The organism is Methylobacterium sp. NFXW15 (assembly GCF_049887755.1).
Lineage (GTDB): Bacteria > Pseudomonadota > Alphaproteobacteria > Rhizobiales > Beijerinckiaceae > Methylobacterium.
Genome location: NZ_JAGEKG010000005.1, coordinates 179422 through 193603, shown reverse-complemented (window position 1 = coordinate 193603; position 14182 = coordinate 179422). Strand labels below are relative to the sequence as shown.

The following is a 14182-nucleotide window of genomic DNA, read 5'->3' as shown; positions in this document are numbered from 1 at the left end:
CAGGCCGCGTCGCGGCCATTCCCGCGCCGAATTCCCGGCCGGCACAGGTGAGGCAGCATGACCGCGCAACGCAGGCTTCGTTTCCTCCTCTCCGTGGTGGCCCTCTCCCCCCTCGTCGCGGCAGGCGCCGCGCAGGCCCAGGAGAGCGGGGCGCTCATGCGCGACGCGCTTTCCGGCATCGGCCTTCTGGAGAAGCAGCAGGCGCCGATCGATTATCACGAGCGCGCGCCCCTGGTGATGCCGCCCAAGCTCGACGGCAACGCCCTCCCCGCTCCCCGCGCCCGCTCCAAAAGCGCCGCGTGGCCGAAGGATCCCGAGATCGCCGCCCGTGAGCGCGAGGTCGAGGAGCGCCGGGTGCCGAAGGGCAACCAGACGGCCGGTCGCTACAACGACAACAACGTCACCCTCTCGGTGGACGAGATGCGCGCGGGCCGCCGCGCCGGGGCGAATCTCACGACCTCCGCCGAGGACAAGCCCGGCGACAACACCCGCCGCAGCACGTGGCTCGACCCGCTCGAACTGTTCAAGGGCAAGAGCGACGACGCCCAGGCCTCCGAGGTCGAGCCGCCCCGCGAGTCGCTGGTCGAGCCGCCGGTGGGTTACCGTCAGGCGCCGAAGAAGATCGTGCGCAACAACGGCGACCCGGTGAAGAACGCGAGCGCGGAGCGCGAGGAATCCGATCCGGGGACCTATCTTCGCGCCCAGCAGCGGCGCTGACCGGGGGCGCTTCCGGGCGAGATGCTGTGGCGCAGTTGCGACAGCGGCTAACGACGGCAACATAGGGACTTTCCCGGTACGGCTCTTGCCGCCGGGAATCGCAAAGGTCCCGCATTCCGGTCATCCCTCAGGGAAGACCGACGAGGGCGGGGCCGGGTAAGGACAGGCTGATGTACCTTTTCAGGCAGGCGACGCCCTCCCTCTTCCCCCGGTTCGGGGCCACCGCCGGGCGTGGGGAGGCCGCCGCCTTCGGGGGCTCGGAAGCCGGCGGACCCGAGGTCGCGTCCTTCACCCTCGACAACAATCTCGACGTGGTGGTGGTGCCCGATCACCGGGCCCCGGTGGCGACCCACATGATCTGGTACCGCAACGGTTCGGCGGATGATCCGCTCGGCCAGTCGGGCATCGCCCACTTCCTCGAACACCTGATGTTCAAGGGCACCGAGCAGCACCCGGTCGGCGCCTTCTCCAAGGCCGTGTCCGGCCTCGGCGGGCAGGAGAACGCCTTCACAAGCTACGACTACACCGCCTATTTCCAGCGCGTCGCCCGCGACCATCTCGGCACGATGATGGCGTTCGAGGCCGACCGGATGCACGGCCTCGTGCTCGATGACGCCGTGGTGGCGCCCGAGCGCGACGTGGTGCTGGAGGAGCGCCGGATGCGGGTCGAGACCGATCCGTCCGCGCAGCTTTCCGAGGCGATGGCCGCGTCGCTCTTCGTGCACCACCCCTACGGCATCCCGATCATCGGCTGGATGCACGAGATCGAGGGGCTGAACCGCCAGCACGCCCTCGATTACTACAACCGCTTCTACACGCCCGAGAACGCGATCCTGATCGTGGCCGGCGACGTGACCCCGGACGAGGTGCGGCGGCTCGCCGACGACACCTATGGGCGCGTCACCCCTCGCGGCGCCCGGCCGGAGCGCCGCCGTCCGCGCGAGCCGGAGCCCAAGGCCCTGCGTCGGGTCGCGGTGGCCGATCCCAAGGTCGAGCAGCCGACGCTGCAGCGGCTCTACCTCGCCCCGTCCTGCATGACCGCCACCGATGGCGGCTGCCACGATCTCGAATTGCTGGCCGAGGTGCTGGGCGGCGGGTCGACCTCCTACCTCTACCGCAAGCTGGTCCTGGAACAGGGGATCGCGGTCAATGCGGGCGCTTGGTACATGGGCTCCGCGATCGACGATACGCGCTTCTCGGTCTACGCCATCCCCGCCGAGGGCGTGAGCCTGGAGCAACTTGAGGCCGCCCTCGACCGTGTGCTCGCCCGTGCCCCGTCGGACGCCCTGGCCCACGACGCGATCGAGCGGGCCAAGACCCGGCTCGTGGCCGAGACGGTCTATTCCTCGGACAGCCAGTCCTCGCTCGCCCGCATCTACGGCTCGGCGCTCGCCATCGGCGAGTCGATCGAGGACGTGCGCCGCTGGCCGATCGACATCGAGGCGGTGACGCAGGAGCGCCTGAAGGCGGCCTGCGAGCGCTGGCTCTCCCCCGCCCGTTCCGTGACCGGATACCTGACCAAGGCCCGGGAACCCGACGCCCCGGTCGCGATGGCCGCCGAGTAGGTTCGCGCGAACCTCCTCCCTCCGCGACCGCAACGAGAACATACGAGGCTGCCATGAACCTGGCCGACACAGACACGCAGATCGCCACCAGCCCGACGACGGCCTTGCCGGTCGTGGCCGTTCCGGGCGTCGAGGCGTGGCACGTCGAGTCCAACGTCGTGCCGATGATCGCCCTGTCCTTCACCTTCGAGGGCGGCGCGGCCCAGGATCCCGAGGGCAAGGCCGGGTGCGCGCAGATGCTCGCCCGCCTGCTCGATGAGGGCGCGGGCGACCTGACCTCCGACGCCTTCCAGGAGCGGCTCGCCGCGCGGGCGATCGAACTCTCGTTCCATGCCGGGCCGGACGCCCTCGGCGGCTCGCTGAAGATGCTGCTGAAGCATGCCGACGAAGCGATCGATCTCCTCGCCCTGGCGCTGGCCAAGCCCCGCCTCGACCAGGACGCCATCGAGCGGGTGCGGGCACAGGTGATCGCGGGGCTGCGCTACCAGCAGAACGATCCGGGTGTGATGGCCTCCCGCCGTTTCTTCCGGGAAGCCTTCGCGGGCCATGCCTATGCCCGCCCCTCCTCCGGCACCATCGAGAGCGTGGCGGCGATCACCCGCGACGACCTCGTCGCCATGCATGCGCGCCTGATCGGTCGCGGGCGGATCAAGGTCGCGGCGGTCGGCGCCATCGGGGCCGATTCCCTGGCCGAAGCCCTTACCCGCGCCTTCGGGTCGCTCGCCGAGGCGGGTGAACTGCAGGTTGTGCCGCGTACGGAGATCGCGGAACTCGGCCGCCGCATCGTGGTCGATCTCGACGTGCCACAATCGGTGATCCGGTTCGGCATGAAGGGCATTCCGTGGCGCGATCCGGACTTCATTCCGGCCTACGTGCTGAACCACGTGCTCGGTGGTGGCGCCTTCACCTCGCGCCTGTTCCAGGAAGTGCGTGAAAAGCGCGGCCTCGCCTATTCGGTGGGCACGTCGCTGGTCAGCCACCGCTCGGCTGCGATGATCTGGGGTTACACGGCCACCAAGAACGAGCGGGTGGGCGAGGCCCTGTCGGTGATCGGCGACGAGATCGGCCGCCTCATCACGGAAGGCCCCTCCGACGAGGAGTTGCAGAAGGCCAAGGATTACCTGACCGGTTCCTACGCGCTCGGCTTCGATACCTCGACCAAGATCGCCCACCAGCTGGTGCAGATCGCCTTCGAGGATCTGGGGATGGACTACATTTCCCGCCGCAACGCCATGGTCGAGGCAGTGAGCCAAGCCGACATCCGCCGCGCCGCCGCCCGCACCTTCGCTGACGGCCAAATGCTCGTCGTCGCCGCCGGACGGCCCGTGGGGCTCTGAGGACGGGTCAGGCCAAACGCCTCGCTGCCGCCACAGCCTCGTCGTCGACCCTGTCGACATCCGGGGCGTCGATGTGACGGTAGCGGGCCTGGATGAGGCCGAAGGCACCGAACGCGGCATGGCCGGCGGCGACGATGGCGAGAAGCCACGTGCCGTAAGGCTGCGCCCGTAGCAGCACGAAGGCGTCGCCCAGGCCCTTCGCCTCGGCCGAACTCTGATGCCACGCTGCGGCGGCGACGAAGCCGCCGATGATCAGGAAGGCGATGCCCCGCGCCGCATAGCCGAAGCGCCCGGTAGGCTCGGCCCAGCGCCGCCGCGTCTCCCCGTTCAGGGCGAGCCGCGCGGTGGTATCGCCCCGCCAAGCCTTGGCGAGATAGCCGAAGGCTGTCGCCGCGATGGCGAGGCCGACCAACGCCACGAGCCAGCGCCCCATCGGCTTCGACAGGAGCCACGCGGTGCCGTCATGTACCCCGTCGCCCCCGCCGAAGCCGAGACCGAGGCTGAGCGAGGCCGCCGTACCCGCGAGGCCGACATACAGGATCGCGCTGACGAGATGGGCGCCGCGCACCACCAAGCCCTTGAGCGAGGTGCCGCGCCGGTCGGCATCCGTCACGGCCTCCACGGCGCGCCACACGGCGAAGGCCAGGAGACCCAAGGCGATCAGGCCCACCAGCACCGCCCCGAACGGCCCGACGAGGACCTTACGCAGGGCATCGTGGCTGTCGCCGGGACGCCCGCCGCCGAACGCGGCGAGCAGGGCGAGACCGCCCACGAGGACGTAGACCGCGCCGCGCGCGCCGTAGCCGAAGCGCGCGAGGCGCTCCAGGGTGTTGCGCCCGCCGGGCAGGGTCGATGCGGACGGGACGCTGATCATGGCACACTTTGCGCGAGGAGACCGCTCAACGCGCGAGCGTGGCGCTTCGTTCAGGGGGCTGCCTTCTCGGCGCGGCCGGACAGGGCGACGTAGAAGCCGAGCCCGTCCTGTGCGGGCAGGGTCTGCAGGCGCTCCACGAGACCCCGGCGCTTCGCATCGAGGAGAAGCCGCCCGGTGGGCTGGAACAGGGTTTCGCCGCCACCCTCCGGCGGCGCGTCGAGCCGCACGGCGACGGTCTTGCCCTTCGCGAAGCGGCTGCGCTCGATCATGTCCTTGAGCGAGGCTTCGGCGGTCGCCTTGTTGGCTCCACGCAGGTCGAGCACCGATTCGGCGTCCGTGACGCCCAGCGAGCCGCGCAGCTTGGCGGCATAGAAGTCATCGAAATGGGGCAAAGGCTCTGCGCTCGCGCGTTGGAGAATCCACTGTCCCGCCAGATGTCGCGCAAAGGCGTGCCGCCGTCGAGTTCTCCGTGCGCCGGAGGGGCGATCAGCCGCCGTTCAGATGCGGCGCGTCGAGGACGCGCCCGGCATCCAGGAAGCGCTGCGGGTCCACCGGCTCCCCCTCGATCCGGGTCTCATAATGCAGGTGGGAGCCGGTGGACCGGCCCGTGGAGCCGACATAGCCGATGATCTCGCCCGCCGCGACGCGCTGGCCCGGCCGCACCGCGATGCGAGCCAGATGGCCGAAGCGGGTGGCGAGTCCGTGGCCGTGGTCGATGCCGACCATGTTGCCGTAGCCCCCGGCCCATTCGGCCTCGGTGACGACTCCCGGTGCCGTGGCCCGGGCGGGCTCACCCGATTCGGCCTTGAAGTCCAGGCCGGTATGCAGGGCGAGGCCGCGGGTGAAGGGATCGAGCCTCGGCCCGAACGGGCTGGAGAGGGCCACGCTCCCCTCCAGCGGCTTGCGCAGGGGCAATTCGTCCACGAGCTGCCGCAGGCGCTGCCCCTGACCGATCAGGCGGCCGACGAGGGTCATGCCGCCGTCGAAACCGTAACGCTCGACCCCGCCCGCGCCGATCGGCACCAGAGGACCGCCGATCCCCTCGGCCGACACACGCGGCAGCAGGCGCGACGGATCGAGGCCGACCCGCGCGATGACGGCCCGCAGGCGGTTGATGCCGGTCTCGGCGCTGCGGGCGATCCGACCGAGTTCGGCGCCCTGTGCCTCGTCCAGCCTGCCGAGGCGGGCTTCGAGGCGGAGCAATCCATCCTCGGCGGCGAGGCTGTACTTGGGCTCCTGGCTGTTTCTGGGCTCCAGGCTGTTCTTGGCCTCCAGGCTGTTCTTGGCCTCCAGGCTGTTCTTGGGCTCGAGGGCGCTACGGCGGTCCGGCCAGGGCTGAGCGGCCTCGGCGGGGGCATCCTGGCGAAGCTCGAACCCGGTCAGGGGCGTCGTCCGGCCCGCCGGGGATGCATAAGCCCGGGCCGTCGCGGGGAGCGAGCCGGTCGCTGCGGTATCGAGAAGGCCGGAGAGGGCGGCCTGCCGCCGCTCCAATTCGGTTTGCCGGGCAAGGGCGGCGCGCAGGCGGGCGCCGATATCGGCCTGCGCCTCGGCCCCCTCGGCGCGAACGCCGTCGATCTTCTCTTGAAGGGTGGCGATGCGCGCCTCGTAGGCGTTGCGCATCGCCATCTGGCCGGACATGACCCGGCCCAGGGCTTCGTCCCGGAACAGGACGAGATAGGTGGAAGCGCCCGACCACAGGAGGCTCACCGCCAGCCCGGCGCCGAGCCATGGCCCGAGGCGCCGGGGCGCCCGCTCCTGACTGTCCTGGGGGGTCGTTCTGGTCATCGGGAAGCCCCACGGCGATCCCGGCATCAGACCCGAACAGGGTTAAGGAACCGTGCGGAGCCCGGCACTTACGGCAGGGCGCGGGCCGCCGCGAGCACCTCCTCGGCATGGCCGGGCACCTTCACCTTCGGCCAGAGACGGGCGATCTTGCCCTCCCGGTCGACGAGCACGGTGGTGCGCTCGACGCCCATGTACTTGCGCCCGTACATGCTCTTCTCGACCCAGACGCCGTAGGCGCCGAGCACCTCCTTGTCCTCGTCGGAAGCGAGGGGGAAGGCGAGCCCGTACTTGCCGCAGAACTTGTCGTGGCTCTTCACCGGATCCGGCGATAGGCCGACGATTCGCGTATCGGCGCCCTCGAACTCGCCGAGAAGGGCGTTGAAGCCCTGGGCTTCGAGAGTACAACCGCTCGTGTCGTCCTTGGGATAGAAGTACAACACGACCTTGTGTCCTTTAAGCGCAGACAGCGCGATGCGCCCTCCGCCGGAGGCGGGCAGGTCGAAATCCGGGGCCGCAGCCCCCTCGCTCAAGGCCATCGTGCCTTCCTTTCGGCCGATTGATGGTGTGGGTGGAAACCGGTTCCGGTCCCCTTCGCGGAGTACCAAACCCGGAGCGAAGCCGCTGTAAAGGCCGCTTCACCTCCGCATCCACCGCAACCGGGCATCCCGTCCCGCGCTGCGATCACCGAACGAGAACACCCGCATCAAGGGGCTCGATGGCGGATCTGAAGATCACGGGTCGCCCGCCGAGGACGAGAGCGCGGCACTGGGGCTGGCGTTGCCTTCTGGGCATGACCGGCACGGTGACCCTGTTGGCCCTCGTGATCGGGGTCGCGGCGATCCGCCTGTCGAACGGCCCGATGCGCATCGATGGCCTCTCGGCCGCCGTGGCCAAGGCCGTGGCCGAGCGGATCGGCCCCGGCTGGTCCATCGCGCTGCGCGGCAGCAGCCTCGAGCTCGACCGCGAGAACGCCCTGGCCCTGCGCTTCACCGGGCTCGACATCCGCAACCCGCAGGGCGCGCTGGTCGTGCGCGCGCCGCTGGCGCTGGTCAGCCTCGACCCCTGGGGCTTGCTGACCCTCAGTCTGAAGCCGCGCTCGATCGAGTTCCGCGACACCCAGACCACGGCCCTCGTCCACAAGGACGGCTCCATCGCCTTCGCCGCCTCGGAGGCGGCCCAGCCGGTCGATGTCGAGCCGCATACCCCTCCGAGCGTCGATGCGCTGCGGGGCAACGTCTCGCCGCTCTCGGCGGCGCTCGCCTCCATCTTCGGCGTGGTGCTCGATTCCGGCGGCGTCGTCGGGGCCCTCGACCGGGCGCGGATCACCGATGCGAAGATGCGCCTCATCGACGATGACGGGCGCGAGCGCGCGGTCTTCGCCCGGGTGAACGGCCTGTTCGGGCGCGATCCGGTGAACGGCACTCGCAGCTTCGAACTCCGCCTCGATGGCCCACACGGCGAGTGGCGCTTCGGCGGCAGCCTGCATGAGAACGGCGACGGCGCCCGTTCGGGCCGGATCACCCTGGACGATCTGCCTGTCGCCGACTTCCTGCTGCTGGCGGGCCAATCCGGCCTGCCGCTCACCACGGACCTGAAGCTGTCGGCCCGTGCCGACGTGGCCCTGCTGAACGGCCGCATCACCACGATGAACGCCAAGGTCCATACCGGCGAGGGCACGTTCCTCATCGAGGAGAAGGATTTCAACCCGGTCACGATCGACGATCTCGCCGCCACGCTGAGCTGGGACGAGAATGCCCGGACCATGGCGCTGGACAGCCTCGACTATACCGGCGGCGGCAATGCCCTGCGCCTCGCCGGGCGCTGGGCGCAGAGCCCGGCAGGCGCCGACACGACCTGGACCGCCAGTCTTTCCGGCCGCGACGGCATCCTGCGCGGTGCCACGTCCAAGGACCTGCCGGTGAAGATCGACAGCCTCGACACCCGCCTGTCCGGCCGGGCCGGGGGCATCGCCATCGAGGATTTCGCCGTGTCCGGCCCAGGCGTGAAGGGCCACATCACCGGCACGATCGGCACCGAGGCCGACGATGGCGGCATCAACCTGCGCATCCTCGCCAGCGAAGGCGAGGTGCGGACCTTCCTGCGCCTCTGGCCGGAGCATATCGCCCCGGCCGTTCGCTACTACCTCGCCGACCAGCTTCGCGCGGGCCGGGTCGACCGGGCCGACATGAAGGTGGTGATGACCGGTCAGGAGATCGCGGAGGCGACCAAGGGCGCCCCCCTCCCCGACAAGGGGCTGAACATCGCCTTCAAGGTGTCGAACGCGGCCATCGACGTGTCCGCCGACGCGCCGCCCCTCGTGAAGGGCAGCGTCACGGGCCTGATCACCGGCCGCACCACCACGGTCCGCGGAGTCACCGCCGATGTGAAGGGCCCGGACGGACGCACCATCTCCCTGTCGGACGGCAGCTTCGTCATCGCCGAGGCGACCCCGGACCATACGGTGGCGCAGATCGGCCTGCGGCTCTCCGGCGGCGCGGACGGCTTGGCGAGCGTCCTCGAATCCAGGCTGTTCAAGAGCGTGCTCAGTGCCGAGGTCGACCCGGCGACCGTCAAGGGCAATGTCGACCTGCGCGTCGACTTCCCCCTCGACCTCAAGCACATCCCCGACCTCGCGGAGATCCCGATCACGCTCACGGGCAATCTCACCGACCTGTCGGTCGATAAGGTGGTCGGCAAGGACAGGCTGGAGGCGGGCCGCTTCGCGGTGAGCTACGACAAGGGCGCCGTGGTGGTGAAGGGCGAGGGCAAGGTCGGCGGCGCGCCGATCGCCGTCGATATGCATCAGGCCAAGATCGGCGCGCCCGGCGAGGTGGTGGTGAGCCTCGCCCTCGATGACGCCCTGCGGGCGAAGAAGGGGCTCCCGGCCTCGCCGCAGCTGACCGGCACCGTGCCGGTGCGGGCGGTGATCGCCTTCGGCAAGCCGGGTGCCACCAAGACGCCCGTGCGGATCGAGGCGGATCTCACCAAGGCGGGGATCGACGGGCTTCTGCCGGGCTTCACCAAACCGGCGGGCCGGGCGGGCAAGCTCGCCCTGACCCTGACCGACCGCGAGGGTGGCTACGACCTGCGCGACATCGCCCTCGATGCCGGGCAGGCCATGGCGCGGGGCAACGCCTCGCTCTCGTCCGAGGGCGGGCTGGAGCGGGCCGAGTTCACCAGCCTGAAACTCTCGCCGGGGGACGACCTTCGCGTCGTCGTGGACCGCAACGGCAACGCCTACAAGGTCACGGTGCGTGGCGCCGTGGTCGATGCCCGGCCCTTCCTGAAGTCCCTCTCGGGCCCTGAAGGCAAGGGGGGCAAGGAGGCGGCGCCGAAGGATGTCGAGGCCGACATCCAGGTTCCGATCGTCGCGGGCTTCAACGACGAGGCGATCACCAACGCCAATTTCAAGCTGTCTTTACGGGGACACGACCTCCGCTCGGGCACGATCTCCGGCCGGTTCCGCGCCGCGCCCATCGCCGCCAGCGTGACCCGGGCCGAGCGCGGCGCGGCGCCGACCCTCTCGGTCGAATCCGCCGATGCGGGGGCGACCCTGCGCTTCCTCGATATCTACAAGCGCATGTATGGCGGGCGGCTCGTCGCCGGGATCGGCCTCAATGACGGGCCGCAGGCGGGCGTCGTGCAGATCCGCGACTTCACCCTGCGCAACGAGCCCGCCCTGTCGAGCATCATGGCTCAGGGGCCGGACCCGGCCGAGGCCCAGCCGCCCGTGCGGGGGCGCAAGGGCGCGATGGCGCCGCCCGCCACCGCCGCCTCGGTCTCCTTCGACCGGATGCGGGCGAACTTCGTGCGCACGGGGACGCGGGTGGATTTCTCCGATGCGGCGATCTCCAACGCAGCGCTCGGCTTCACCCTGTCCGGCTATCTCGACACCGGGAAGGAGCGCACGGACATCAACGGCACCTTCGTTCCGCTTTACGGGCTGAACAATGTCGCGGCGCAATTGCCGATCGTCGGGCCGCTGCTGGGTGGAGGCAACAACGAAGGCCTGTTCGCTGTGAACTTCCGGGTGTCGGGTCGCCTGTCGAGCCCGGACGTGACCGTGAACCCCCTCTCGGCTATCGCCCCCGGCTTCCTGCGCAAGCTGTTCAGCGCGGGTGGCGGCCCCTTCGCCCAGGGCATGCCCGGCGCGCCGCCGGTCGAGGACCGCTGACATCCACGAATAAGCCCGGCGCGGAGGACCGGCCGGGCTTGGCGATGGAAGCCGAGCGACTCTTATTGAGCCGAGCGACCCTCGCGGATCGCTCGTCGGACTTTTCGGACTACTTCTCGACGAAGGCTTTCTCGATGACGAAGTGGCCGCCCTCGCCGTGGTTGCCCTCCTCGTAGCCACCCTCGGCCAGGAGTTGGCGGGTGTCGCGGATCATGTCCGGCGAGCCGCACAGCATGAAGCGGTCGTTCTCGATCGACATCGGCGGCAGGCCGATATCCTCGAACAGCTTGCCCGAGACCATCAGGTCGGTGATCCGCCCGCGGTTGCGGAACGGCTCGCGGGTCACGGTCGGGTAGTAGATCAGCTGGTTCGAGATCATCTCGCCCAGGAACTCGTGCTTCGGCAGATCCTGCGTGATCGTCTCGCCATAGGCGAGTTCCTGCACCTGGCGGCAGCCGTGGACCAGCACGACCTTCTCGAACCGGTCGTAGGTCTCGGGGTCCTTGATGATCGACAGGAACGGCGCGAGGCCGGTGCCGGTGCCGAGCAGGTAGAGGTGCTTGCCGGGCAGCAGGTTGTCGAGCACCAGGGTGCCGGTCGGCTTCTTGCCGACGATGATCGGGTCGCCGACCTTGAGATGCTGGAGCTTGCTGGTCAGCGGGCCGTCCTGCACCTTGATCGAGAAGAACTCGAGCTCCTCCTCGTAGTTGGCCGAGACGACCGAGTAGGCGCGCAGCAACGGGCGGCCATCGACCTCGAGGCCGATCATCGTGAACTCGCCGTTGCGGAAGCGGAAGGCCGGGTCCCGCGTGGTGCGGAACGAGAACAGGTTGTCGGTCCAGTGGTGCACCGACAGCACCCGTTCCTCGTAAAACTTGCTCATCGCGACATCAGTCCCCACAGGCTCGTATAGTCTGGCGATTTCGGATTTGGGGGCTTTTCCCGCGCTGCGTCATGCGCGTCAAGGCACGCGACGCCACAGCCGACGCATAACTGAACCCCCTGGAATCATTCGAAATTCTTAACGACGCGGCGAGGCCTCCAGCGGCACCAGCCCAGCCTCGATCTCGGCCCGGCGCGGTTCGAGGAACGGGGGCAGGGCGAGACGCTCGCCCAGGCTCTCCATCGGCTCGTCCGAGGCGAAGCCCGGCCCGTCCGTGGCGATCTCGAACAGGATGCCGTTCGGCTCCCGGAAGTACAGGCTACGAAAGTAATATCGGTCCACCGGGCCGCTCGACGGGACCCGGTTCGTGCGCAGGCGATCGGCCCAGTCGCCATATTCCGCATCGGGGATGCGGAAGGCGACGTGGTGTACGCCCCCGGCTCCCGCACGGGCGGGCGCCGACGTGTCGTGCAGCAGTTGGATCTCCGCCGCCGGACCACCCCCGCCCATGGCATAGACCTCGATCCGCCCCTCCGGCGCATCGAAGGTTCGCTCCCGGCGCATGCCCATCAGGCCGGTCAGCACGGCGCCCGTCCGATCCGGCGCGGCCACGGCAAGGCGAATCGGGCCGAGGCCACGGATCTGCTCGGGCGCCGGGACCGGCGAGCGACCCCAGGGATGGGCGTCGCCCGCGCCGCCATCGTCCACCAGGGCGAGGCGCTGGCCCTCCGGATCCTCGAAGTCGAGGGTGAGGCGCCCGTCCCGCATTTCCGGCGCGGCCCGCTTCACCCCGGCTCTGTCGAGTCGCTCGCACCACGCATCCAGGGCGCCCGCCACGCGCAGATGCGTGCGGGCGATGCTGCCGGAACCGCGCCGCTCCGGTGCCGCCGGCCAATCGAAGAAGGTGATGTCGGTGCCGGGGCTCGCGAGCCCGTCCGCGTAGAACAGGTGATACGCCGAGACGTCGTCCTGGTTCACCGTCTTCTTCACGAGGCGCAGGCCGAGTACGCCCGTGTAGAAGGCGAGGTTGTCCGCCGCACGGGCCGTGACGGCCGTCAGGTGATGGATGCCGGTGAGTTGCATGGCTGGTTCGGGGGGCGCCTCGTGATCGCCCCCACATGGCGCTCCGCCGCCGTCATTGCGAGCGGAGGCGAAGCAATCCAGGGATGCGCCCCGCTTGGACGGGGACCGTGCTCAGAGGTCCCCGAAGGCGAGTTGGCCCTGGTTGCGGCGCGTTTGCGGAGCCGCTTTGTCCTTTGCCTTGGCGGGCGCCTTGGACGAGGCGGCCTTGCGCGGCTTCGGCTCTCCGCGGAGGCGGGCGACGGCCCTGTCGCGCGCCACGGCCTCCGGCGCGTGCGGATCGTCGGTCAGCCACTTGCCGCGCTTGATCACCTCGTTGACCCGGCCCTGGTTCACGCCGACCTTGAAGGCGATCTCCTGCTGGGTCATGCCCGTGCTGGCATGAAGCTCCAGGATCGAGCGGGCGAGTTCGGGCGTCATCTTCTGGCCTGTGAGGCGCCGGGCGGGCTTCACCGTGCGGGTCGCGCGGTCGCGTTCCCGCAGGCGCTCCAGCAGCGCCAGGGCCATGTTCATGCCGTGCTCGCGCAGGGCGTCCTCGAATTCCTTGAGCGTCGCCATGGGCGCCGTCCTCCGTCGGCCCAGCCTCGTCTCACGGAGAGAACGTGCCGGGAACGGCGAAGTTGCGCAAGCACAGGCGTCCCCGTGCAACCCACTCGGGAAGGGCCTGAGGCGGTCATCCACCGGAAACGGCGCTGGCCCGGCACGCCGGAGCGGGCTACAGCCCGGCCCGCCCCGTTTCCGGCGGCGACCGCGACAGCATGACGATTGCCTGGCTCCCCCTCATCGCCGTGCCCTTCGCCGCCTTCCTCTCGGCGGGGCTGATCCTGCGGCTGAGGCCGCTCCTGCGCCGCTACGCGCTGGCCCGGCCGAACGCCCGGTCCAGCCATGTCGAGCCGACGCCGCAGGGCGGGGGCATCGCGGTGGTGACGGCCCTCATCACCGTCTCGGGCCTGCTCGCAGGGGCGCCGGAGGCCGGGCCGCGCGATGCCTGGACCTGGCTCGCGGGCTGCACCCTGGTGCTCGCCGTGCTCGGTGCGGTGGACGACCTGCGTCCCCTCCCCGCCCTGCCCCGGCTGGCGGTGCAGATCCTCGTTGTCGGCCTGTTTGTCTCGCATCTCGACGGGCGGCTCGTGCCGGAGAGTCCCCTTTGGCTGGAGCGCGGCCTCGCGACCCTCGCCGGGCTCTGGTTCGTCAACCTCACGAACTTCATGGACGGGCTCGACTGGATGACGGTCGCCGAGTTCGTCCCCGTCTCGGCGGCCTTGGCCCTCCTCGGTCTCGCCGGATATCTACCGCTGATGCCGACGCTGGTGGCGGCCTCCCTGCTCGGAGCGATGCTCGGCTTCGCTCCGTTCAACCGGCCGGTGGCGGGGCTCTTCCTCGGGGATGTCGGATCCCTGCCGATCGGCCTCGTGAGCGCGTGGTTGCTCTGGCACCTCGCGCTCGCAGGGGGCTTCGCGGCGGCGATCCTCCTGCCCCTGGTCTACCTCGCCGACGCAAGCCTGACGCTGATTGCCCGCGCCGCCCGGCGGGAGCGGATCTGGGAGGCGCATCGCGGCCATTTCTACCAGCGGGCGACGGTGAACGGGCTCACCGTGACGGGCGTCGTGGGGCGGGTCTTCCTCGCCAACCTCATCCTGGCGGGCCTCGCGGCGGCGAGCGTGGTATGGCCGTCCTGGCCGGTCTCGCTGGGCGCCCTCGCGGCCGGGTGCGGGTTCGTCGCCATCCTGCTGCGCCGCTTCGCCCGGCCGTGACGGAGGTCATCCC

General features: G+C 70.1%; 12 protein-coding genes. 5 read left to right on the top strand and 7 right to left on the bottom strand.

Annotated elements, in window-relative coordinates:
* Window positions 1–57: 57 nt before the first annotated feature.
* The 3 genes from J4O73_RS13435 to J4O73_RS13425 all read left to right on the top strand — a co-directional run bounded on the left by J4O73_RS13435 (window position 58) and on the right by J4O73_RS13425 (window position 3619).
* On the top strand, window positions 58–717 hold the full coding sequence (locus J4O73_RS13435) for a hypothetical protein (RefSeq protein ID WP_426218050.1): 660 nt from the start codon (window positions 58–60) through the stop codon (window positions 715–717).
* Window positions 718–887: 170 nt separating this feature from the next.
* A complete protein-coding gene (locus J4O73_RS13430; RefSeq protein ID WP_378972489.1) occupies window positions 888–2282 on the top strand; it encodes a M16 family metallopeptidase in 1395 nt (464 codons plus the stop codon).
* 53 nt (window positions 2283–2335) lie between these two features.
* Window positions 2336–3619: a M16 family metallopeptidase gene (locus tag J4O73_RS13425; protein ID WP_426218048.1), complete on the top strand. Its 1284-nt coding sequence runs from the start codon at window positions 2336–2338 to the stop codon at window positions 3617–3619.
* A 7-nt stretch (window positions 3620–3626) separates the two neighbouring features.
* On the opposite strand, the gene J4O73_RS13420 is transcribed toward J4O73_RS13425, so the two are convergent.
* The 4 genes from J4O73_RS13420 to J4O73_RS13405 all read right to left on the bottom strand — a co-directional run bounded on the left by J4O73_RS13420 (window position 3627) and on the right by J4O73_RS13405 (window position 6814).
* Window positions 3627–4493 carry a DUF1206 domain-containing protein gene (locus J4O73_RS13420; protein WP_426218046.1) on the bottom strand — a complete coding sequence of 289 codons (867 nt, stop codon included), beginning with the start codon at window positions 4491–4493 and terminating at the stop codon, window positions 3627–3629.
* 50 nt (window positions 4494–4543) lie between these two features.
* Complete coding sequence (locus J4O73_RS13415) at window positions 4544–4885, bottom strand: hypothetical protein (RefSeq protein WP_378972478.1); 342 nt, start codon at window positions 4883–4885, stop codon at window positions 4544–4546.
* A gap of 94 nt (window positions 4886–4979) precedes the next feature.
* Entirely contained in the window at window positions 4980–6278 is a 1299-nt protein-coding gene (locus J4O73_RS13410; RefSeq protein WP_426218044.1) for a M23 family metallopeptidase, read from the bottom strand.
* A gap of 68 nt (window positions 6279–6346) precedes the next feature.
* A complete protein-coding gene (locus J4O73_RS13405; RefSeq protein WP_426218043.1) occupies window positions 6347–6814 on the bottom strand; it encodes a peroxiredoxin in 468 nt (155 codons plus the stop codon).
* 179 nt (window positions 6815–6993) lie between these two features.
* Between J4O73_RS13405 and J4O73_RS13400 the strand changes: the two genes are divergently transcribed.
* Window positions 6994–10452 carry an AsmA-like C-terminal region-containing protein gene (locus tag J4O73_RS13400; RefSeq protein ID WP_426218041.1) on the top strand — a complete coding sequence of 1153 codons (3459 nt, stop codon included), beginning with the start codon at window positions 6994–6996 and terminating at the stop codon, window positions 10450–10452.
* A gap of 109 nt (window positions 10453–10561) precedes the next feature.
* On the opposite strand, the gene J4O73_RS13395 is transcribed toward J4O73_RS13400, so the two are convergent.
* The 3 genes from J4O73_RS13395 to J4O73_RS13385 all read right to left on the bottom strand — a co-directional run bounded on the left by J4O73_RS13395 (window position 10562) and on the right by J4O73_RS13385 (window position 12973).
* A complete protein-coding gene (locus J4O73_RS13395) occupies window positions 10562–11335 on the bottom strand; it encodes a ferredoxin--NADP reductase (RefSeq protein ID WP_426218039.1) in 774 nt (257 codons plus the stop codon).
* A 138-nt stretch (window positions 11336–11473) separates the two neighbouring features.
* The gene (locus J4O73_RS13390; RefSeq protein WP_426218037.1) at window positions 11474–12418 is read right to left on the bottom strand and encodes a ring-cleaving dioxygenase; all 945 of its coding nucleotides are present in this window, start codon (window positions 12416–12418) and stop codon (window positions 11474–11476) included.
* A gap of 111 nt (window positions 12419–12529) precedes the next feature.
* On the bottom strand, window positions 12530–12973 hold the full coding sequence (locus tag J4O73_RS13385) for an RNA polymerase subunit sigma-70 (protein WP_426218035.1): 444 nt from the start codon (window positions 12971–12973) through the stop codon (window positions 12530–12532).
* A 200-nt stretch (window positions 12974–13173) separates the two neighbouring features.
* Between J4O73_RS13385 and J4O73_RS13380 the strand changes: the two genes are divergently transcribed.
* Window positions 13174–14169 carry an MraY family glycosyltransferase gene (locus tag J4O73_RS13380; protein ID WP_426218033.1) on the top strand — a complete coding sequence of 332 codons (996 nt, stop codon included), beginning with the start codon at window positions 13174–13176 and terminating at the stop codon, window positions 14167–14169.
* Window positions 14170–14182: the final 13 nt, after the last annotated feature.